Origin of the sequence: Roseibium sp. MMSF_3247 (assembly GCF_030733765.1) — a bacterium.
Taxonomy (GTDB): domain Bacteria; phylum Pseudomonadota; class Alphaproteobacteria; order Rhizobiales; family Stappiaceae; genus Roseibium.
This window is the reverse complement of record NZ_JASHII010000007.1, coordinates 226,232-248,352: the sequence shown is the minus strand read 5'-3', so window position 1 is coordinate 248,352 and position 22,121 is coordinate 226,232. Positions and strand designations below refer to the sequence as shown.

Genomic DNA, 22,121 nt, shown 5'->3' with positions numbered 1-22,121 from the left:
AAACCAGACTCACGGATTTTTATCCGTCCAGACCGTATAGCGAATGGAGAGTCCGGACTGCAAGTTCCGCATAGGCAGAATCGATAAGAACGGAAATCTTGATTTCCGAGGTCGTGATCGCACGGATGTTGATGCCCTTGCTCGCCAAACCGCTAAAGCACTGGGCAGCAACGCCGGCATGAGACCGCATTCCAATGCCGATGACGGACACTTTAACCACATCAGCTGCGCCCTCGAGGTTTTGGAAACCGATCTCATCGCGATTGTCTTCCAAAACTTTTTTCGCCCGAGCGAAATCCGCTTCAGGAACCGTGAACGTGATGTCAGTCGTCTTGCCATCGGGAGAGATGTTCTGAACGATCATGTCCACATTGATGCTGGCATCCGCCAATGGGCCGAAAACGGATTGAGCGACCCCCGGCTTGTCCGCAACGTCACGGATAGAGATCTGAGCTTCGTCCTTGGCATATGCAATGCCGGTGACAACCTGCTGTTCCACGAGTTCATCCTCGTCGCAAATAAGAGTACCTACCGGAAGGCCGTCCTGGCCAGTCTGCGGCGCATCCGGGTCATCAAAGCTTGACCGCACAAAGGTGCGAACGCCGTGCACCATGGCCATTTCAACCGACCGCACCTGAAGAACCTTCGCTCCAAGAGACGCCATTTCGAGCATTTCTTCAAACGAGACGCGGTCAAGGCGTTGTGCCTGCGGGACGATCCGCGGGTCGGTGGTGTAGACCCCGTCAACATCTGTATAGATATCACACCGGTCAGCCTTGATGGCCGCTGCGATCGCAACCGCGCTGGTGTCGGAACCGCCCCGGCCAAGCGTCGAAATCCGATTGTCGGGCGAAATGCCCTGAAAGCCGGCGAGAACAGCCACCTGTCCTTGCTCAAGCCGCTCGGTCAAGAACGCACCATCGATCTCACGAATGCGCGCGGCACCGTGATTTTCGTCCGTCTTGATCGGCACCTGCCACCCCTGCCAAGAGCGCGCATTGACGCCCATGTCCTGCAGGACAATGGCCAGGAGGCCAGAAGTCACCTGTTCGCCTGAAGCAACGACCGCGTCATACTCGCGGGCATCATGCAGCGGTGAAGCGTCACGGCAGAACTGAACCAGCTTGTTGGTCTGCCCGGACATTGCTGAAACAACAACAGCGACCTGGTGACCTGCGTCCACTTCCCGTTTGACGTGGCGTGCGACATTGCGGATGCGATCGAGGTCAGCAACCGATGTCCCGCCAAATTTTAAAACCAGTCGGGCCATACCACTCGTATTCTAGTTATGACTTCCCGGGGCGCCGGTCGCGCCTGTTGGATCGGCGGACATGCATACATGGTGCGTCGCGATGCTGCAACAGGTTGGCTTGACAAATAGGCTGCGACCTTGGAACGACAGAGCACACTTTTGAAATACACGGAGTGACGCGCGCCGGCATTCCGATGAAGGGTCTTCAGATGACAAGTATGGCACAAAAAACCAACGGAACGATCGACAGTGATGAAGTCGCCCGGTTTTCAGCGTTGGCCGATCAATGGTGGGATCCGACCGGCAAGTTCAAACCACTGCACAAATTCAACCCGGTACGGCTGTCCTACATCAAACAGGAGGTCTGCCGTCAATTCGACCGAGATCCAAACTCTCCGGACGCGTTTAAGGGCCTAAGGTTTCTGGACATCGGATGTGGCGGAGGCCTCTTGAGCGAACCGATGGCCCGGCTCGGAGCCGATGTCGTCGGCGCAGATGCGTCTGAAACCAACATTGAGGTTGCCAAACTCCACATGCAATCCTCGGGCTTGGATATCGACTACCGCGCCGAAACAGCGGAAGCGTTGGCCGAGGCCGACGAAACATTCGACGTCGTTCTGAATATGGAAGTCGTTGAACACGTCGCCGATGTCCCGCTTTTCTTGAACGCGACGAGCAAGATGGTCCGCCCAGGTGGCCTCATGTTCGTTGCGACAATCAACCGGACTTTAAAGGCTTATGCTCTGGCGATTGTGGGGGCGGAGTACGTTTTGCGTTGGCTGCCGAAGGGCACCCATTCCTACGAAAAACTGGTCAAACCGTCCGAAATCGAATCTCCTCTCAACGCAGCAGGCCTGACCATCATTGACCGGTCCGGTGTGAGTTTTAACCCAATCACCGACACCTGGGCCCGTTCGCGCGACATGGATGTCAACTACATGCTGCTCGCCGAACGGCCCAAGGCGTCCTGATGAGCGATCCGATTCTGTTTGTCCCGGGTCTACTGTGCACCGAAGCCCTGTACGCACCACAAATTGTTGCGTTTGCGGACCGTCCGATCATGGTTGCCAATCACCGCGAGTATGACAGGATTGAAGCGATCGCGGCCGACATCTTGAGACAAGCGCCAGAGCGGTTCTCTCTGATTGGCCTGTCCATGGGCGGTTATATCGCCATGGAAATCATGCGCGAGGCACCGGAGCGGGTTAGCAAGCTCGCGTTACTGGATACGAATGCGCGTGCTGACACTCCGGAACAAACAGAGCGGCGCGAGTTCCTGATCAGACTGACCAGGGAACGGAGCTTTGAAAAGGTTCCTGAACTGCTCTTTCCCGGATTTGTCCACGAGAGACGGCATGACGACCACGATCTCAAACAAATCGTCGTCGAGATGGCATCAGACACTGGTCCAGAAGCCTTTATTCGCCAACAGACAGCGCTGATCCATCGACCCGATGCACGGCCACGGCTTCATGAGATATCCTGTCCTTCGCTCGTTCTGGTCGGAGATGGCGATACCCTGACGCCTCCTGAGCTAGCGCAAGAAATAAACTCGCTCATTCCGAACAGCGGCCTGGCCATTATCGAAGGTAGCGGACATCTTTCCACGTTGGAAACACCGGATGAAGTGACCGGCGCACTGCGCAACTTCTTAAACGATGCCTGAGAACCGGTTCCGGCCTTTGCTTAGTTTCCAAAATGCCGCAGTGGAAAATTGACCTGCATCAAAGTTAGGCCGCATATCTGCCGTAAGGTCAGAAAATGTTTTGGCGCTGCGAAGATTGCAGTGTCCACGAACCGGAACTGACGCCGGCTTAAAAAACTTCCCCCGGCGGCGTTCGCGGAACAGCCATTTTCAAGCGGAGGGTCCAATGCCAACCAAACGTAGTACGACAAGTTTCGATATCACCGGCAAGATGCCGGAATGGCCAATGCCCGCGTTTTCCAACTGGGCGTTTGCCGAACGCGAAGACCGTATGGAAGCCAAGGCCGTCGCCAGTTTCCAGAAAATGGGAGAAACCATGTGGACACATGTCGGAAAAGCATTCGAAGACCATATGGATTTTGTAAACCACCGGCTTCACGAAGATTTTGAGTGTGCGAAATCACTCAGCCAGTGCACGGCACCAGAGGAAACCTTTGCCACACTGCAGGCTTTCTATTCAAAAATGACCAACGAGTATCAGGCGCACTTTGAGAAGCAAGCCGCTTTGATGCGCGAGAGCTTCACCGAGAACGCTGCAGCCGCGGAAGAATTGAACGAAACAGCGATGGAGACCGTGAGCGAACTCAGCAAGGCGGTCGAAGAAAGCATGCAGGAAGTCGAGAAACCGAAAGCACGCCGGAAGACAGCTGCAACGTCATGAACAGGATTCGGAGAGGTTCAGTGCGACAGCTGCCTCTCCACCTTTGACGGCCACGGTGTTTTTCGACCGGCAGCTTTGTCAATTCTTGTCGTCAGGCAACTCAGGCAGAGGAAGAACGGAAATTCCTTCGTCGATAAGGTCCATCGCTTCTTTCGGTGAGGTTTCACCGTAGATATTTCGTTCTTCCGCTTCGCCGTAGTGGATCTTGCGGGCTTCAGAGGCAAAAGAAGATCCAACATTTTCAGAATTTTCTGTCATTTTGGCACGCACCAGCCGCAATGCCTCTACAATCTCTTTCTGACGCACATCATTGGGCATGAGCGCAGAAGCTTGCGGTTTGACGTCACTGGCAGAAGCTGGAACCTGTGGGCTGGATGCTGGCGCGGCGGTAGGAGGAGGCGGCGCAGTTGCAGTGATATCAGGAACCGCCATGGCGTCCTTCTTTCGCGACGTCGACACAGCAGGCGCCATCAAACCCTTCTTGACATCTGTGCTGTTGCAGACCGGGCATGTCACAAGGCCACGGCCGCATTGCATGTCAAAGTCTTCCGAATTACGGAACCAGCCTTCAAACCTGTGCGGTGCATCGCAAACAAGCGTGTATTTAATCACGCAGGTATCTCCTTCAAACCATCGGCAATACGAGACGCGAATGCCCGCTCGTTTGCGATGGCGGGAATGCGCGCCCTTGCCTTGGCAACATTCTCAGTCTCAATAGCCGCAACGATGAAATCCGGCTCATCATGATCCAGCTCGGCAATGACCTCTCCCCAGGGGTCGACCATCAGGCTGTGGCCGTAGGTCTCACGGCCGTCTTCATGGACACCGCCTTGAGCCGCGGAGATCATGTAGGCGCCGTTTTCGATTGCGCGGGCGCGCTGTAGCACATGCCAGTGTGCTTCACCAGTCTGCCGAGTGAAAGCTGCCGGTGCGGTCAGGATCTCCGCACCGCGCCGTGCTTGTTCACGAAAGACGGCTGGGAAGCGAACATCGTAACACACAGCCATGCCAACTCGTCCAAAGGGCGCATCCGTCAATATCGTTTCCTGACCCGGGTCATAAGTTGCCGACTCGCGCCAGCTCTCGCCATTTGGCAGATCGACATCGAACATGTGTATCTTGTCATAGGACGCTTGAATTGCGCCATCTGTGCCAATGAAAAAAGCCCGGTTGGCGACTTTGCCACTGTCTTTCAAGACCGCCAAAGATCCGAGATGAAGAGACACATTAAGCTCGGAGGCCACAGTTTGCGCCATCTTCAAGAACGGGTCTTCAACGCCAGACCCGATCCGCTCCATCAGCTCATCGCGGCTGCGGACCAGAACATTCGACATTTCCGGTGTCTGGATGTAGATCGCTCCAGCCTCGGCCGCTTGCCGGATCAACTGTTCCGCAACACTTGCATTTTGCTCAATGGATTTACCGCTGCGCAGTTGAATACACGCCGCTTTGAAGGTGGCCATTCGTTCATCCTCAAAAGGAAATCAGTGACTGCTCCTTTTACGTTAGGAAGCGAGCAACCGATCCAGTTTGCCTGCACGTTCAAGGTCATGCAAATCATCGCACCCACCAACGTGTTTTGAACCGATGAAAATCTGCGGGAATGTGGACCGGCCATTGGCCTTTTGCACCATCTCCTGGCGCAGTTTTGGGTCAAAGGTCGCGTCATGCTCGGTGAACGAAACACCCTTCTTTTCCAGAAGGCGCTTCGCAGCAGTACAGAACCCGCAGAGTTGCCGTGTGTAAATCGTGACGTCGGACATTCCTGATTTCCTTTTCTCGCACAGTGGATCGTCTCCATAGTGCGCAATGGAAGTTGCTTGCAGCGGTATATGCGTTTGATAGCCCGAAAACTCAAGATTTTCGGGTGGCTTGCTTAATCAGGACGGTCAACGTCTTCGTGATTGGCAGGCTCTGCCAAGGCAAAAGTCAGGACATCGACGGTACTTGCACCTGCTGATTTCAAAACTTTGGTACACGCGGTGACTGTGGACCCGGTCGTGTAAACATCGTCGACAAGAACCACACTTCGCCCAGTGAGCTTTTGCAGTTGATTGTCCGGCACTTGAAAGGCCCGCCGCACGTTGCGCTTGCGCGCCTTTGCAGGCAGCCCGACTTGTTGCTGTGTCCGCCTCGTCCGCTTTAATATGAACGGGGCGTAGTCTGCGCCTGAGATGTTCGCAACAACACGTGCAAGATCCGCGGCCTGATTGAACCGGCGCTGCCAAAGGCGCGTCCAATGGAGCGGCACTGGGATGACCAGGCTATCACCCAAAAATTCTGTACCTGAACGCGCCATCCATGTGCCCATAGCCTCCGCCAATTCTCTGCGCCGTGCAAACTTTAGCGCTAATACCAGATCCTTTACCGGCCCTGTGTAGAAGGCGACAGCTCTCAAACGGTAGAATTCAGGCGGGTCGGCAATGGCTCGCGGGCTCAGTGCATTTTCGCCGACATCGTGGGTGAACGGTGTTCCCATTCTCTGACACCAGGGCCGTTCTAAAAATCGGACTTGTTGCCAGCAGCTGCCACACAAGCCGAGACCGCTGGCAACTCCGCACTCACAACAGGGGCAGCGCCTCGGCAATAAGGCATCAAGAAGGTAACCCCCGGCTGTCATCGCTGGCAAAGTCACAAAGGATTTGAATGTCATACGCACCCCATACACTCAAAGAGTGTGCACGAGACCCACAGCAACACAAGGCGCAATCAAACTTCTGAGACTGGCAGATGGTTTTGACGCATCTTTGCAATTGACCTATGTCGACGGCAAGAAAGTACAGGAAGGCAAAAACCGTGAGCGCGCAACCCGAATTGTTTGACCGTAAATTGCTGCGGATGAGGCGCAAAGCGGCGCTAAAGAACGCTAAGCTCGGTTCAGATTTTTTGTTGAAGGCCGTCGTAGAAGATCTCGAAGAACGGCTATCTACGATCACCAGGACTTTCGATACGGCGATTGATCTGGGCGGCCACTGCGGGAATGTCGAGTCATTGCTTGGAGCGACTGGCAAAGTCGGAACTCTTTACAGAGCGGATCTATGGCAACCAGACCCGCACCTGACCGCTCCGGCCTTTGTCGCAGATGATGCGGTGCTGCCTCTAAAAGATCAGTCCACCGATCTCATCGTGTCCGCACTTTCATTGCAATTTGTGAACGACCTGCCAGGAACCCTTATTCAAATCCGAAGGGCATTGCGGCCTGACGGATTGTTTTTGGCAACGCTCGCCGGTGCGGGCACACTGACGGAATTGCGAGATTGCCTGACCCGAGCAGAACTGGAGCTTAGGGGCGGCGCTGCTGCGCGTGTGCTGCCTTTCGCAGATACCAGAGATTTGGGCGGACTTATGCAGCGTGCCGGTTTTGCCTTGCCAGTCACTGACATGGATCCTCTAACCGTCCGCTACAATTCCATGTTTGATTTGATGGCTGACTTGAAGGCGATGGGCGCGACGAACATCCTGAGGGAACGCAGTAGAACACCTCTACCAAAGACGGTGTTTTTAAGGGCTGCTGAGTTGTATTCCCAGGATTATGCAGATCCAGATGGGCGGGTCCGTGCAACCTTCAACATGGTCACCTTGCTCGGGTGGGCACCACATTCGAGCCAGCAAAAACCGCTCAAACCAGGGTCAGCTAAAACCCGGCTGGCCGATGCTTTGGGAACAGAAGAAGTTGGATTGAAACGGGATTGAAAATCAGTAATTTCCCGGTTTTTAGTTTTGCGCGGCTTCGTTTGCGCCCGTCAGCATGACATCGGAGATAACTTGAAAAACGTCATCTCGGACCGTTCCTCCTATGCTACCAATAGTCAATAGGATTGCGATGCTAAGCGTAGCGACAAGCAAGCCATATTCAACCATGGTGGCACCGCTGCGATCATGAATAAGGCGCTGAAGGTGTTGGAATAGGAACTGCTTAGTCACGGAATACATTTCGCTCATCCCAACATTGATCGGTTTTAGACCGCATCCATTATGTGCGGAATGAGTGGTTCATCCGCTGCTGGCATCGGGTAGTCCCGTAACCTCACGGCACGGACCCACTTAAGTGCCTGATTTTCCCGGCCGCGGGGAGTGCCTTCCCATCTTCGGCAGATGTAAAGTGGCATGAGAAGATGAAAGTCCTCATAAGCATGGCTCGCGAAAGTCAAAGGGGCAAGACACGCTTCATTAACCTCGACCCCGAGTTCTTCGCCGAGCTCACGGATCAAAGTCTCCTCTGGGCGCTCACCAGTTTCGACCTTTCCGCCCGGAAACTCCCACAAACCCGCCATCGATTTACCTTCAGGACGCTGCGCAAGCAGCACACGTCCATCAACATCGACAAGCGCACAAGCAGCAACAAGTACGATCTTGGTCATTATTCTTTGTCCGATTTTGAAACAGTTTTCGCGGGGTATGATAAATCCGTCGCAATTTAATTAATCGACGATCAACTTCTATAGTCGCCGTTTATTTCTACATATTGCTTCGTCAGATCACATGTCCAAACAACCGCTTCACCTGCTCCGATGCCGAGATCTACCCGGATAGGAATCGTTTCTTCTTTCATCACGGCGGAGGCAGCCTCTTCGCTGTAATCCGGATCGCGCTCCCCCTCTATAGCGACACGAACATCGCCAAACCAAATCGCCAGCCGGTCGCGATCGGCCGGTTCCCCTGCTTTGCCAACAGCCATAACTACTCGCCCCCAATTGGCGTCTTCACCAGCAACGGCGGTTTTCACGAGTGGGGAATTGGCAATCGAAAGGGCAATCCGCTTTGCCGACTGGTCGCTCTCCGCGCCTTCAACAGAAATTTGAACAAACTTGCGCGCGCCTTCACCGTCTTTGACGATTTGGTGCGCCAGATCCGTCATCACGTCTGCAAGTGCTGCCCGGATCACCTCGGTCCTGGGATCATCAATCTCGGAAACAGCCTCCACGCCACGTTTTTCCGCAGCACCGGTCGCAAAGAACAGCACGGTGTCAGAGGTCGATGTGTCACTGTCGACCGTAATGGCATTGAAGGACGTTTCTGTGTTTTGGCCGAGAATTGTCTGAAGGACACCAGGCGCTATGAGCGCATCAGTGAAAATAAATGACAGCATCGTCGCCATATCCGGTGCGATCATGCCCGCCCCCTTAGCGATGCCGTTGATCGTTACCGTCTCGCCATCGAGCTCTACGGTAGCTGTCGCAAGTTTCGGATAGGTATCCGTTGTCATTATGGCCTTGGCCGCTTCCAACCAGCTTGACTGCCCCTGCGATGCCACCAAGTCATCTGCAACCCCTGCAAACTTCTCAGCTGGAAGCGGTTCCCCGATCACCCCGGTCGACGCCAGATATATTTCATTCTCAGGACAGGACATAGCGCTGGAAATAATCTCAGCAGATTTGGCAACCGCGGCCTTACCCTTTTTCCCGGTGAACGCATTGGCATTTCCTGAATTGACCAAAAGGGCCCGGGCGTGCCCTTCACTCAGGATCCCTTTGCACCAGTCAACTGGAGCGGATGAACATTTAGACTTTGTGAAAACGCCTGCAACTGCAGTCCCTTCAGACAGCGACACGAGCAAAACGTCCGTCCGGCCGGAATACTTGATCCCAGCGCCGGCTGTCGCAAAAGTGACACCCTCGATGTCCGGCATTTCCGGATAGGATTTGGGTGCAAGTGGTGAAACGGTTGTCGACATAGGATCGGCTCCGGGATGCGTGAAACAGCTGTTGTTGTCCCTAGCCAGAGGCAAGCGGGTCTGCAAGCCTTTTCAGGAACACGATCTCGCAGGCAAACAAAAACCCGGCGGCCTCGTGGCCACCGGGTATTCCTCACTCACAGCGCTGTTTACTCAGCCGCGGGCTTCTCGCCCTCTGCATTGGCGAGTTGTTCATCCAAGATCTCGACAGCATATTCGTCTTTCAGCTCAATCATACGCGCTTCGTACCGCTCTCGCGCAAGCTGCTGGCGGAGGTTTGCTTCAACCGTTTCCAAAGCAGGCTTTTCCTGCCGGCGCTTGTCCTCCACTTTGATGACGTGCCATCCAAACTGGGTTTCAACCGGCTCTTTGGTGTAAGTACCTGGCTCCAATGCAAAGGCTGCCTCCTCAAATGGCGGCACCATTTGGCCTTTTGCAAAAAAGCCAAGATCACCACCGTTCGGCCCCGAAGGTCCTGTGGATTTTTCCTTGGCGAGCTCAGCGAAGTCAGCACCGCCATCAAGCTCAGTGATGAGTGCCTCTGCTTCTGCTTTGTCCTCGACCAGAATATGACGGGCATTGATCTCTTCAGGACCTTCGAAATCCGCGAATTCCTTATCGTAAGCGGCCTTCACGTCGTCATCAGAGATAGAACCGTTAATCTTCTGGCCGAGATAAGCGTTGCGCAGGGCGCGCAGCTCAAGAAACTCAAGCTGTTTCTTGAAATCCGGATCCTGATCGAGGCCATCATTCTTCGCAGCCAGAGCCAGCAACTCCATGTCGATCATGACGTCGAGCAGCAACTGGCGCCATTGTGCCGGTGGGAAACGTTGGAGCTCTTGACCCAAATCCTGGGCAGCAAACGCAATATCGGCTTCCGTGATGACCGCATCGCCAACCTTGGCAACGACATCTTCCGGTTCGGCCGCCGACAAAGAAGCCGATCCGAGCGTCAGCGCCATGAAGGAAACGGCAAGAGCCTTGACTGGCCTGCGCATCGAATTTCGGAGCATGAGAAAACCTTTACCTATGGGAACATATCTCTTTTATCCCTCGGAACACGAGGGCTCGGGTACATTGCCTATTCCAGCAGCGTTGACAAGCATTCACCCCCCTCTTATCTCTCGGGCGGCCCTGCTGCGAGGCTGGGATGGCATCTTTTCGGCCACATGAGTTGGCCAGCGCGCTGCGCTACGTGTGCAACGTGTACAACAAATTGAGACGATTTCATGGGCAGGTGTCAGATTGCCAGTGACACCGACCGTAAAGGAAGGACCGCCACATGGCTGGCCTCGGCGCAATAGCACGTAAGTTATTCGGATCTTCAAATGACCGGAAAGTGAAGTCATTCCGGGCGAGAGTTGAGCAAATCAACGCTCTGGAAACTGAGATCCAGGCTTTGTCGGACGAGGACCTTCGCGCCCAGACGGAGAAATTCCGCGAACAACTGAAAAACGGCGCGCCTTTGGACGACATCCTTGCTCCGGCTTTCGCAACGGTGCGCGAAGCAGCCAAACGGGCGCTCGGTCAGCGTCATTATGATGTCCAACTGATCGGCGGCATGGTGCTGAACTCCGGTCAAATCGCGGAAATGCGAACGGGTGAAGGTAAGACCCTTGTGGCGACGGCACCTGTCTACCTGAACGCCTTGTTGGGGGAAGGTGTGCACGTCGTTACCGTGAACGACTACCTGGCCCAGCGCGACAGCGAGTGGATGGGGCAGGTTTACAAGTTCTTGGGACTGTCTGTTGGCTGCATCACACATGGCCTGTCGGATGAAGAGCGCCGCGCAGCCTATGCCGCTGACGTTACATACGGAACGAACAACGAATTCGGCTTCGATTATCTTCGCGACAACATGAAACATGACCGCGCCTCAATGGTGCAACGTGGACATGCCTATGCAATCGTCGACGAGGTCGATTCAATTCTGATCGATGAAGCCCGGACACCATTGATCATCTCCGGTCCCCTGGAAGACCGCTCTGAGTTCTACAACACCGTTGACGCCTTTATTCCGAACCTCACAGAGGAGGATTACGAGCTCGATGAAAAGGCGCGATCAGCGACATTCACCGAGGCTGGCAACGAGAAACTCGAAGGGCTTTTGGCGGAAGCCGATCTTCTGAAAGGCGATTCGCTGTATGATGTGGAGAACGTCTCAATCGTTCACCATCTCCAACAAGCTCTGAAAGCTCACAAACTCTTCCAGCGGGACAAAGACTACATTGTCCGAAATGGCGAAGTTGTGATCATCGATGAGTTTACCGGGCGCATGATGCCGGGCCGCCGGTTCTCCGAAGGTCTCCATCAGGCCCTGGAAGCGCGCGAGAAGGTTCGCATTCAGCCTGAAAACCAAACACTCGCATCGATCACGTTCCAGAACTATTTCCGCATGTACGGCAAGCTTGCCGGCATGACCGGTACAGCTTCAACGGAAGCGGACGAATTTGCCGACATCTATAAGCTGGAAGTCGTTGAAATTCCGACAAACGTTTCCGTTCAGCGGATCGATGACGATGATGAGGTTTACCGGACCTTCCAGGAAAAATTCAACGCGATCGTCAAGTTGATTGATGAGTGCAAGGAACGCCGGCAGCCGATCCTGGTGGGCACGACCTCCATCGAGAAGTCGGAAATCCTGGCCGAGCTTTTGAAGCAACATGGCTACAAGCAGATCGATTTGAGCAATCCGGTCGCCTTTGCCGCCGCGCAGAAGAAGGACGGTGGCAAGTCCAAGGTCTTTGCCGTTTTGAACGCGCGCTATCACGAGCAGGAAGCGTTTATTGTTGCTCAGGCTGGTTTGCCAGGCGCTGTCACGATCGCAACCAACATGGCCGGCCGTGGTACGGATATTCAGCTCGGCGGCAACGCCGATATGCAGATCGAAATGACCCTTGGCGAGATGCCGGAAGGGGAAGAACGAACCGCGAAGGAAGCTGCCATCCGGGCCGAAGTCGAGGAGCTCAAACAAGAAGCACTCAAAGCCGGCGGCCTCTACGTGATCGGCACCGAACGGCATGAAAGCCGCCGTATCGATAACCAGCTGCGTGGTCGTTCCGGCCGTCAGGGCGATCCGGGCCATTCCAAGTTCTTCCTATCGCTTGACGATGATCTGATGCGGATTTTCGGCTCCGAGCGCATGGACTCAATGCTGCAGAAGCTGGGCCTGGAAGAAGGCGAAGCAATCATCCATCCGTGGATTAACAAAGCTCTTGAGAAGGCGCAGCAAAAGGTCGAGGCGCGAAACTTCGATATCCGTAAAAACCTCCTGAAATTCGACGACGTGATGAACGACCAGCGCAAGGTCGTCTTCGATCAACGTATCGACCTGATGGACAGCGACGCGATCCAGGATGCTGTGACGGACATGCGGCACGACGTAATCGACGATCTGGTCGCAAGCCACATTCCAGAGCGCGCTTATCCGGAACAATGGGATACCGAAGGACTTCAGGAAGAAGTCCGCAAGTACCTGAATCTTGACTTGCCGATCAAGGACTGGGCGGCCGAAGAAGGTATCGCGGATGAAGAGGTCAAGGAACGGCTGACACGGACGGCTGACGAGGCCATGGCCCAAAAAGTCGCCAAGTACACGCCCGAAGTCATGCGCCGGGTCGAAAAGGCAATTCTGCTTCAAACGCTTGATAATCTGTGGCGGGAGCACCTGGCCAACCTTGACCATCTGCGCTCCGTTGTCGGGTTCCGCGGATACGGTCAACGCGATCCTTTGCAGGAATACAAGACCGAATCCTTCACCCTGTTTGAATCGATGCTGGCACAACTGCGCCAAATCACGACAGCTCAGCTGCTTCGCGTTGAGCTGGTAACCGAACAGCCACCGGAAATGCCGCAGATGCCGGAGATGCATGAGCATCACATCAACCCGATGACCGGTGAAGACGAAATGGCGCAGCCGAACGCTCAACCCCAAACAAGCCGCGAGCGCGATCCAAACAATCCTGCGACTTGGGGAAAAGTTGGCCGTAACGAAGCCTGTCCGTGCGGGTCCGGCAAGAAATACAAGCACTGTCACGGAGCGCTTGTCTAATCATACGCGGTTCTAACGAATAGCAAAAGCCGGCGCTCAAAATGAGCGCCGGCTTTTTTTGCTCTGAACCACCAAAGCAAATGCTAAAGCACTATTTTGCTTCCGCAGTTTTCTAAAGGCTGGCGTTTCTCGGTCTTTTCCGGCAGGTTGCCGCGAAGATCCAAAAAGCCACCGTATCAATGCAGCCAAAACAAGCCCCAAAAATCTACGTATCCCGCCGGAAAGAACTCCGAACGGAAAGTCCTATGATCAGCGTCATAGTGCCGGTCTACAACGAAGAAGACGTTATCGGTCACTTTCTGGAGGAGACCAAACGCGTTCTTGAGGAAACAGGGCTGCAATACGAATATGTTTTTATCGACGACGGCAGCCAGGATGCCACGGCTGACATACTGACGGATAGGCTTGCCAACGGCTTACCCGGACGGCTGCTCGGCCTCTCTCGGAACTTCGGCAAGGAGGCGGCCCTTTCTGCCGGTTTGGAGGCCGCCAAAGGCGACATCGGCGTCATCATTGATGCAGATCTTCAAGACCCACCCGAATTGATCCACCAAATGATTGATGGCTGGCGGGCCGGCTATGATGTGGTTTATGGCCTGCGGGTGGATCGAACATCAGACACACTGATGAAGCGATCGACTGCAGGCATGTTCTACAAGGTCTTCAACAAGCTTTCGAACATTGACATGCCTCCGAACGCCGGTGATTTCCGCCTGATTGACAGGGCGGTAATTGATGCGCTGCTTCAGTTACCGGAACGAAACCGATTTATGAAAGGTCTGTTCGCCTGGGTGGGTTTTCCCGCCATGGCTGTTCCTTATGAACGCCCCCCGCGGAAGGCAGGCGACGGCAAGTTCAACTACTGGAAACTCTGGAACTTCGCGCTCGACGGCATCACGGGCTTTACAACGATGCCCTTGAGGATGTGGTTTTACGGCGGCGCTCTGGTGTCAATCCTCGCCTTCGCCTATGCCATCTATCTCACGATCAGGGGAATCATTTTCGGCATCGACGTTCCAGGTTACACCTCCATCATGGTTGCAGTGCTGCTCTTCTCAGGAATCCAGTTGCTCTCAATCGGAATGATCGGTGAGTACGTGACCCGGCTATTTAATGAATCGAAGCAACGGCCGGTGTACCTACTGCAGGATGTCATTGAGAGCACTCCTCAGCAAACCCATAAGCAAGATGAACATGATCACTGACCGCAAACGTCAAACACTGAAAACGGAAGCCAATGCTGCCGGGAAATTTGCGGTGGTCGGCGTTGTTGCAACGCTCATCCATGCCACTGTGGCCGGCTTTCTCCTGGAAAGCGGACTGCTTCCGCCAATGCTGGCAAATTTCGCCGGCTTTCTGGTTGCGTTTGGCGTTTCCTTTTCAGGCCACTTTTACTGGAGTTTCTCGCACCTCCGCCAAGAAAAGACCGCATTGAAGGCAATGCTGAGATTCTTATTGATCGCGGCATCAGGCTTCACGCTCAACTCTAGCGTATTGGCTCTTTGGCTGAACCTTACGCCCTGGCCGGATCTGCTCGGTTTGATGGTTTCGATCGCAATTGTTCCGTCCCTTACATTTATTGGCACCCGCTTCTGGGCTTTTTCGCACACCGAAGTTGATCCGTGATTGGACTGGAGTAATTGATGAACGCCAGCCGCGCTGCGCTTCTGTATGGAGGGCTTCTATGCCTTCTTTATGCACTGGTTCCAACCTTGAGCTTCCCCAATCCGCCGCTGGATGTCGTTGAAGGATTTGCGTGGGGCAGAGACATTCAACTCGGCTATACCAAACACCCGCCTATGCAGGCCTGGCTGCTCGAACTGAGCTATCACCTGACCGGTGGACACGCCTATGGAGCCTATTGGCTGAGCGCAATAAGCATTGGCATCGGATACTGTTTCGTCTGGTTGATAGGAAAAGAGCTTGGCTTTTCAGAACAACAACGGTTCTGGGCAATCGTGCTTACCAGCGTAACGTTTTATTTCACCCTCCCCGTACCCGAGTTCAACCCGAATATCCTCCAGATCCCGGTCTGGGCAGGAATGTTTTTTTTCTTCTTGCGCGCGTTGAATTCAGGCGCAGTCCGATACTGGATCCTGTTGGGGGCAGTCGCCGCAATTGGCTTCTACACCAAATACTTTGTCTTCCTGTTGATCGGCACAATTGGACTATACGCCCTTGTTTACACTGACGGGCGCAGGTATCTCGCAACCTCCGGGCCATGGATTTGCTCAATTTCGTTCCTTCTTCTGGTAGGGCCCCATTTATACTGGCTTTATGAAACTGACTTTTTGACCTTCCGTTATGCCATCGGCCGAAGCAATGCAGCAGGTTCATTGTTCGACCACGTTTACAATCCGATAAACTTCCTTTTGGCACAGGTCGCCAATCACGCCGGGCTTTTCATAGTCGCGTTGCTTGGCCTTAGCTGGCAAAAGTTGAAAACAGCAAAGACATCATGGTCCTTCACCCGCGGATCTGAACTTACGCTTGAAGCCGACAGATTCCTTGTCTGGTTCGCTTTTGTACCGCTTGCCGTAGTGCTAATGGCGTCTGCTGTAACAGGCAGTGAATTCAAACATATGTGGGGCACGCCACTCTTTGTCCTGTCCGGGTTGGTGGCAGTTCGATATTTTCATCTTCCGGCTTTTTGGTCTGCGCCCAGACGCGCATTTACAGGCGCTCTCGTCATCCAGGCCATTTTTCTGGGCGTCCTCTTTGGGCAAGCTGTTCTGGAGCCTCTTTGGAAGACCAAACAATCCCGCATTCATTATCCAGGCAAGGCAGCCGCGGAATTCCTCTCTGATGTCTGGGAAAAGGAAACAGGTACTGAACTGGCGTATGTCGCCGGAGATGAGTGGACGACAGCCAATGTAACCCTTCACGCCGCATCGAGACCTTCAATGTTCTTGGAGCACAACACAACATTGAGCCCCTGGATCGACTTAGATGATGTTCAGAAAAAGGGCGTGATGATCCTTTGGCGCGGCGAGAACTCAGGACCTGCTGGCCGGATTATGGAGCTCTATCCAAACGCCAGCCGCCGGGGCCGACACACGCTGCCGTTCCACTCTTATGGCACCTTTCCGGACCTCACGATCAATTGGATCATTGTACCGCCGGGAAGCGTCGCCACATCTGTAGACGATGAACGCACCGATTAGAAAGCCTGATGGCACAATCGAGAAAAGGGTCTAACCTCCCCGCATGATCGACATGATGGAAATAGATGACATCGAGGATTGGCTGATCGGCGAGGCACTCGGCGACCCGGATATGACCACCCTTTTTGCAGAAATGTGTGAACGCTTGCGCCAATGCCACGTTCCAGTCGATCGCGCAATTCTTGTCTGGTCGACGCTTCACCCCATGATTGAAGCGGAAATCGCCTTTTGGGAAAACGGCGGCGAGGTCTACCATGAAAAGATCGAGCACTCCGAAGAAGATACGGAAGACTGGCTGCAAAGCCCCATTCGAGCCGTTTTGATCAATGAAGAGCCGATGCTTCGCCGGCGATTGACCAATGCCAATGCACAAACTGAATTTCCGCTCCTGAACCGTCTGGCCTCGGAGGGTTACACGGATTACCTGGTTATACCGACCCACATGGAGATACCTGCGATCAAAGGTGAGTATCCAAACACCGGGATCATCCTAAGCTGGGCAACTCGGGAAGAAGACGGGTTTTCTGAAGATGCCCTCAACGCGATACACTATATCCAGAAACGGCTCGCCCTAGCCGCAAGGGCCGTGCTTCAAGGCCACATCACAAAAATCATCGCCGAAACATACCTCGGCAGCATCGCAGGAACCAAAGTACTGAATGGACAAATCCGCCATGGAGATGGCGAGACCATCGATGCGGTGATCTATTACAGTGACATGCGCAATTCCACGGCAATTGCAGATGCCCTGGGTCCCGAAGATTATCTCAAGTGGCTGAATACATATTTTGAAGCAACTGCTGGCGCGGTTCTCCAGCAGGGCGGCGAAGTCCTCGACTTTATCGGCGATGCGGTTCTGGGTGTCTTCCCAACACAAAAGGGATCACTCTCAGAAGCGGTCCAAAGGGCCATTGCGGCGGCGGATGAGACCCGGCGGCGGCTCCATGACATCAACAAAACCGTCTCTACCGATCACACAATGAACGCAGGCATCGCTCTTTCGACCGGCCGTGTCATGTTCGGCAATATCGGCGTTGCAAACCGGCTGACCTTCTCGGTTATTGGTCAAACGGTTCACGCCGCCGCGCGGATTGAACATCTGACCAAGCGGATCAAGTCCGACGTTCTCATGACCAGTGAAATCGCTGAATTTGCGGGCGATCGCGCACAAAATGCTGGAGCCTATGAGCTGGACGGCTTTACCGACCGCCAACCGCTTTTTTCACTTGAACCTCTGCCCGTTCCCGGCGCACCACACTCCTGATCTCAATTTCTTGATACCAAACGGATACCCATGACAGACCTTCGCCCAAATCCCCGCACGACCCTGCCCTTTCGCGAACAAGTCTGCGAGACCGGAGATGACGGCGCGCCTGTCATCTTGCTGCACGGCTTTGGCGGAGACCGCCAAACCTGGGTGAACATTCAAACTGGTCTTGCCAGCCGCAAACGCTCTCTGGCGTTTGATCTGCCCGGTCACGGCGAAGCACTGGATTGGCCCAAGGTTGGTCACGCTGGGATTTCGGCAAAAGCTGTCACACAATCCCTTGAAGCGCTGGAATTGAAACGCGTGCATCTGGTTGGCCATTCTATGGGTGGCGCCGTTGCCGCATTGGTTGCCCTGCGTGCACCGGAGCTGGTTGCCAGTCTTACGCTTTTGGCGCCCGGTGGATTTGGGCCGGAAATCAATCATCGGCTTTTGCGGCGCTATGCGGTTGCCTCTGAGACAGCGGAAATGGAAGTTCTTCTCGAGCAGTTCTTCGGCTGGGAATTCAAGCTTCCCAAATTCCTCGCAAAAACCGCTGCAGAAAGCCGGGCCCGGCCAGGAGGCGCGGCAACTCTGTCGGCGATCGCCGACGAAATCATCGACGGCTCCGTGCAAAAGACTTTGCCGCGGGACGACATGGCAGCGCTTCCAATGCCGATCAAGGTGCTTTGGGGAACTCAGGACCGTGTTCTACCGACACGGCAGGCGCACAAGCTGCCTGGCATTGTTGCCACGCACATCTTTGAGCGCGTTGGTCACATGGTGCATCTGGAAATACCAAAAGACACCACCCGCCTCATTCTTCAAAACGCGGCTGCAGAATAAGGCGCTCGGCCAGCCGACATGCTGAGGGGTCTTGCAGGAGCGTTATCGGTTTTCAACGCTAACGCTCCTGTATTCAATAGCTGATCGTCTATGCGTCCGGGAGCAGGTCGTCCCGCCAGATCTCGCCGATCACCCGCCGCGCCATCATGTGCGAGCGCGGTGAATTGATGCTGTCGACCGCAATAAGTGCATTTTCTTTCAGATACGCAACGTAGAACTTTTTAGCGGCTGGGTCGCCGACAACGATTGTCTTGTCATACCCTTCCGACAGGCCCGCGATCTGCAGCTTGATTTCATACTGATCCGACCAGAACCACGGCAAGGGATCATAATCGACCTCCTGCCCCAGCAACGCCTGGGCCGCGATTTTGGCCTGATCAATCGCATTTTGGACGCTTTCCATCCGCACAGAGCGTGAATACCGCCCAGAATAAAACCGGGTGCAATCGCCAACGGCATAGATGTCCGGATCGCTTGTCTGAGCTGCACCATCAACAAGAACACCGTTGTCTGTATCCAGCCCCGCATCTGCGGCCAGTTGATCATTTGGCTCGGCGCCAACGGCGACAAGCACAAGGTCGGCCGGGACACTGTCTCCATTGCTCAGCTTGATGGATTCGACCGCCTCTCCACCCTCAAGCGCTTCAATGCCTGTGTTCAAACGCAGTTGAACGCCATTATCGGAATGCAGTTTCGCGAAAAAGCCCGACACAGTTTCGCTCACTACCCGCTTCATCGGCCGGTCCTGAGCTTCAATCACGCAGACATCCTTGCCGAGCGCGCGGGCCACTGCAGCGACCTCCAGACCGATGTAACCGGCACCGATGATGACGAGGTTCTGGCTCTTCGACAAACGGTAACGGATCGCATCAACATCGCCAATGGAGCGCAATGTGACCACGCCGTCTTTTTCAGAGCCTTTGATTGGAAGGAGACGCGCTTTGGTTCCCGTCGCAAGGACCAGTTTTCCGTAAGATATGGTGTCGCCGTTTTCCAGCTGAACACGTTTTGCCGACCGGTCAATCCCAACGACACTTGTATTTGGGATGTGGTCGATGGTGTTGGTCGTGTAGAACGCTGGCGGCCGGAGCCAAAGCCCTTCGGCGCCAATTTCACCAGCCAGGAATTTTTTGGATAGTGGCGGGCGTTGATAAGGTGGATGAGCCTCGTCGCCGATGAGCCGCAACGCGCCTTCAAAACCACCTTGACGAAGCGATTGAGCGACTTGGGCACCAGCTTGACCAGCCCCGACTATGACGATCTCTTCCTGCATCCCGTTTCACCTTCTTCGTGCAATCAGACTCGTCCCTAGCACGAAGAAAAGCCGCCCGCCAGCGGGGCATTAAGTCCCGGTTGGCAAAGCGGCTTTTGAAACTTCTCGCCTATGCGTTAGGCGCTGCGAACACCTTGCAGGAATGTCGCGATTTCCTGACGGATCAGCCCGCCCTGCTGAGACAGGGATTGCGCCAGTTTATCGACCTCAGCACCATTGGTTCGGGCAAGTTCTGCAGCGGATCCAACGCTCGTCATACGATCGGCTGCTTCATCAGACCGCTGAGACGCACTAGAAACGTTGTCGGAAATCTCTCGGACCGCCTGATCCTGATGCTGAACGGAATCTGCAACCGACGATGCCAGGTTTTCCATGTCGGAGATAATTTTGCTGACATCCTCAATGGCCTGCACAGCGTGACCGGACGATCCCTGGATGGCTTCAATCTGGATCGCGATCTCTTCCGTCGCTTTCGATGTCTGATCAGCCAATTGCTTGACCTCGGCAGCAACAACCGCAAAGCCCTTACCGGCTTCACCGGCACGCGCGGCTTCGATGGTCGCGTTCAGAGCGAGCAGATTGGTTTGACTTGCAATATCCCGGATCAGGCTCATGACTTCGCCGATCCGTTCTGCCGCGCTGGAGAGCTCCTGCATGGTCGAAACCGTTGTGGAGGCACTTAAAACGGCTTGCTGAGCAACTTCCGTAGACCGGGTTGCCTGATTTGAGATCTCGGCAATCGAGGCTGCCAATTCGTCCGCAGACTGGGCAGCCGATGTGACATTTTCCGCAGCTGTTCTCACCGCACCCGTTGCACCAGACGATTGGTCCGCCACATCGTCGGCCGCCTGTTCCATTGATTGGGAGGTCTGGCGCAATTCGTCATTGGCCCGGTCCAAACTTCCGAGCGCGTCAGTTACCGTGCCTTCAAACCGGCCGATAATGTCTTCCAGACGGGCGACACGTTCTTCACGGGCCTTGTTTTCCTGTTCCTGGGCTGCTGCAAGCTGCGATCTCTCGACCGCATTGTCCCGGAAGACCAAAACCGTTCGGGCAATGGCAGCAAGTTCAGTTTTACCCTTTGCTTCCGGCAAGGCGATGTCTGTCTGACCACCCGCCAGAGCTTCCATGGCTTTCTGGAGATGCGCCAACGGTCCGGCTACCGATTGACCAACCAAAAATGCGATTGCGGGCAACAAGATCAGCAAACCAAGAATGGTCCCGCCAATTGCATATGTTGCGATCGACCGGGCTGTCTCGAGTTGAGTGGCAGCCTGCGCCTGCAGGTCTTTTGCAGCGGCATTCAGAGCGTCGATGTGTGGTGGCACCAGTTGAAAAAGGTTTTCCAGGAGGGCGGTGCTGCTCGTCTCTTGCTCAACCGCTGCCGTATACTGGGCAAACGTCTCCTGATACGCCGTCATGTTATCGGCGAGCTCTTTCTTGATCGCATCTTGAATGTAGACCCTCTTGAGCAGTTTCTCGAACGCAGCAAACTGCTCATCGAAAACACCAATTGCTTCGGGCGTGCTGTTGAGGGTGAATTCTTTTTCCGCGAGCTGCACGGCGAGAATAGCGCGCGCCAGCTTTTCAAAGTCCGGGCCACCGCCAAACTTCATTTCTTCAAACAAACGATCTTTCACTGCACCAGTGAGCGAATCGAGGCGTGCAAGCTGCCCGTCCTGGTTCGTATATCCGATTTGCTGCCGGACGCTGTCCAGCATCTCGAACGCGCCGCTTGTGCCCTCTAACGTATCCTTCACATCGGCAACCTGGGCGGCGTAGCTCGCCGCGGCAGGATTGTTTTCCAGCTTGGCAACCAAATCCGTCGCGACAACCATTTCGGTAGTGAATCTTTGAAACGCTTCGGCAGAGGGCGCTGCAAAATATTGATTTTCAATAATCTGCAGCCGTGCTGCCGTCTCAGAGAGCGCTGCCACTTCTTCGGCCAGATCGGCGCTTTGGTTCATCCTGCTAAAAGCCGAATTCAGCTCGCCCTGGCTCCAGAAATAGACCCCGCCGATAATGACGAGGCCAACGACTGTCACGAGGCTGAGCGCCATAACCCGCACTTTGACCGAGAGTTTGGACAAAACTCCAAAAGTTGATTGCGCACCGATTGCCACTGGCTTATGTCCCCTGAGAGAAATAGTGTTTCCTCAGAGTTAGCTAAAATTGCCAATTTCCGGTTAATCTGAAAATCATTCTTTTTCATTTCCCCTCATCGACCACTTTGCTGGTTTGGCGAACCA

At 54.6% G+C, this 22,121-nt stretch carries 21 protein-coding genes; 10 read left to right on the top strand and 11 right to left on the bottom strand.

The genetic code is table 11. From position 1 onward, the window contains the following. Window positions 1-19: 19 nt before the first annotated feature. Window positions 20-1,270: an aspartate kinase gene (locus RBB44_RS21695; protein WP_008196107.1), complete on the bottom strand. Its 1,251-nt coding sequence runs from the start codon at window positions 1,268-1,270 to the stop codon at window positions 20-22. A gap of 200 nt (window positions 1,271-1,470) precedes the next feature. Here RBB44_RS21695 and ubiG point away from each other — a divergent pair, with 200 nt between their 5' ends. The 3 genes from ubiG (at window position 1,471) to RBB44_RS21680 (ending at window position 3,618) form a co-directional block, all read left to right on the top strand. Further along, window positions 1,471-2,223, top strand: a complete 753-nt coding sequence (gene ubiG / locus RBB44_RS21690) for a bifunctional 2-polyprenyl-6-hydroxyphenol methylase/3-demethylubiquinol 3-O-methyltransferase UbiG (protein ID WP_306149596.1) — start codon at window positions 1,471-1,473, stop codon at window positions 2,221-2,223. Beyond that, entirely contained in the window at window positions 2,223-2,918 is a 696-nt protein-coding gene (locus tag RBB44_RS21685; RefSeq protein ID WP_371932303.1) for an alpha/beta fold hydrolase, read from the top strand. Before ubiG ends, RBB44_RS21685 begins: the two co-directional genes overlap by 1 nt. A 205-nt stretch (window positions 2,919-3,123) precedes the next feature. After that, complete coding sequence (locus tag RBB44_RS21680; RefSeq protein WP_306149597.1) at window positions 3,124-3,618, top strand: phasin family protein; 495 nt, start codon at window positions 3,124-3,126, stop codon at window positions 3,616-3,618. 78 nt (window positions 3,619-3,696) lie between these two features. Here the strand turns inward: RBB44_RS21680 and RBB44_RS21675 are convergent, their stop codons facing one another. From RBB44_RS21675 to RBB44_RS21660, 4 genes are all read right to left on the bottom strand, one after another. Beyond that, window positions 3,697-4,230 (bottom strand): DUF1178 family protein, encoded by a 534-nt coding sequence (locus RBB44_RS21675; RefSeq protein WP_306149598.1) that lies wholly within the window; start codon window positions 4,228-4,230, stop codon window positions 3,697-3,699. Continuing rightward, window positions 4,227-5,081, bottom strand: coding sequence for a carbon-nitrogen hydrolase family protein (locus RBB44_RS21670; RefSeq protein ID WP_306149599.1), 855 nt, complete (start codon window positions 5,079-5,081; stop codon window positions 4,227-4,229). The genes RBB44_RS21675 and RBB44_RS21670 overlap by 4 nt, the downstream gene beginning before the upstream one ends. 42 nt (window positions 5,082-5,123) lie before the next feature. After that, window positions 5,124-5,381: a glutaredoxin 3 gene (gene grxC, locus RBB44_RS21665; RefSeq protein ID WP_306149600.1), complete on the bottom strand. Its 258-nt coding sequence runs from the start codon at window positions 5,379-5,381 to the stop codon at window positions 5,124-5,126. Window positions 5,382-5,494: 113 nt separating this feature from the next. After that, window positions 5,495-6,238: a ComF family protein gene (locus RBB44_RS21660; protein ID WP_306149779.1), complete on the bottom strand. Its 744-nt coding sequence runs from the start codon at window positions 6,236-6,238 to the stop codon at window positions 5,495-5,497. A gap of 176 nt (window positions 6,239-6,414) precedes the next feature. Here RBB44_RS21660 and RBB44_RS21655 point away from each other — a divergent pair, with 176 nt between their 5' ends. Then, window positions 6,415-7,311 (top strand): methyltransferase domain-containing protein, encoded by an 897-nt coding sequence (locus RBB44_RS21655; protein WP_371932305.1) that lies wholly within the window; start codon window positions 6,415-6,417, stop codon window positions 7,309-7,311. A 21-nt stretch (window positions 7,312-7,332) separates the two neighbouring features. On the opposite strand, the gene RBB44_RS21650 is transcribed toward RBB44_RS21655, so the two are convergent. The 4 genes from RBB44_RS21650 to RBB44_RS21635 form a co-directional block, all read right to left on the bottom strand. Then, window positions 7,333-7,551, bottom strand: a complete 219-nt coding sequence (locus RBB44_RS21650; protein WP_306149601.1) for a Flp family type IVb pilin — start codon at window positions 7,549-7,551, stop codon at window positions 7,333-7,335. Between the two features lie 26 nt (window positions 7,552-7,577). After that, window positions 7,578-7,979, bottom strand: coding sequence for a (deoxy)nucleoside triphosphate pyrophosphohydrolase (locus RBB44_RS21645; RefSeq protein ID WP_306149602.1), 402 nt, complete (start codon window positions 7,977-7,979; stop codon window positions 7,578-7,580). A 71-nt stretch (window positions 7,980-8,050) separates the two neighbouring features. Then, entirely contained in the window at window positions 8,051-9,292 is a 1,242-nt protein-coding gene (gene argJ, locus RBB44_RS21640; protein ID WP_306149603.1) for a bifunctional glutamate N-acetyltransferase/amino-acid acetyltransferase ArgJ, read from the bottom strand. Between the two features lie 149 nt (window positions 9,293-9,441). Continuing rightward, window positions 9,442-10,305, bottom strand: coding sequence for a peptidylprolyl isomerase (locus RBB44_RS21635; RefSeq protein ID WP_306149604.1), 864 nt, complete (start codon window positions 10,303-10,305; stop codon window positions 9,442-9,444). 269 nt (window positions 10,306-10,574) lie between these two features. Here RBB44_RS21635 and secA point away from each other — a divergent pair, with 269 nt between their 5' ends. From secA to RBB44_RS21605, 6 genes are all read left to right on the top strand, one after another. Beyond that, window positions 10,575-13,343, top strand: coding sequence for a preprotein translocase subunit SecA (secA, locus tag RBB44_RS21630; protein WP_306149605.1), 2,769 nt, complete (start codon window positions 10,575-10,577; stop codon window positions 13,341-13,343). 245 nt (window positions 13,344-13,588) lie between these two features. Next, window positions 13,589-14,548 (top strand): glycosyltransferase family 2 protein, encoded by a 960-nt coding sequence (locus RBB44_RS21625; RefSeq protein ID WP_306149606.1) that lies wholly within the window; start codon window positions 13,589-13,591, stop codon window positions 14,546-14,548. Then, complete coding sequence (locus tag RBB44_RS21620) at window positions 14,538-14,969, top strand: GtrA family protein (RefSeq protein WP_306149607.1); 432 nt, start codon at window positions 14,538-14,540, stop codon at window positions 14,967-14,969. Before RBB44_RS21625 ends, RBB44_RS21620 begins: the two co-directional genes overlap by 11 nt. A 17-nt stretch (window positions 14,970-14,986) precedes the next feature. Beyond that, complete coding sequence (locus RBB44_RS21615; RefSeq protein ID WP_306149608.1) at window positions 14,987-16,507, top strand: glycosyltransferase family 39 protein; 1,521 nt, start codon at window positions 14,987-14,989, stop codon at window positions 16,505-16,507. Window positions 16,508-16,559: 52 nt separating this feature from the next. After that, window positions 16,560-17,771, top strand: a complete 1,212-nt coding sequence (locus RBB44_RS21610) for an adenylate/guanylate cyclase domain-containing protein (protein WP_306156154.1) — start codon at window positions 16,560-16,562, stop codon at window positions 17,769-17,771. Between the two features lie 30 nt (window positions 17,772-17,801). Next, complete coding sequence (locus tag RBB44_RS21605) at window positions 17,802-18,599, top strand: alpha/beta fold hydrolase (protein ID WP_306149610.1); 798 nt, start codon at window positions 17,802-17,804, stop codon at window positions 18,597-18,599. An 88-nt stretch (window positions 18,600-18,687) separates the two neighbouring features. Here RBB44_RS21605 and RBB44_RS21600 read toward each other — a convergent pair whose 3' ends face one another. Continuing rightward, window positions 18,688-19,872: an NAD(P)/FAD-dependent oxidoreductase gene (locus RBB44_RS21600; protein ID WP_306149611.1), complete on the bottom strand. Its 1,185-nt coding sequence runs from the start codon at window positions 19,870-19,872 to the stop codon at window positions 18,688-18,690. 116 nt (window positions 19,873-19,988) lie between these two features. Next, window positions 19,989-21,995, bottom strand: coding sequence for a methyl-accepting chemotaxis protein (locus RBB44_RS21595; protein ID WP_209176110.1), 2,007 nt, complete (start codon window positions 21,993-21,995; stop codon window positions 19,989-19,991). Window positions 21,996-22,121: the final 126 nt, after the last annotated feature.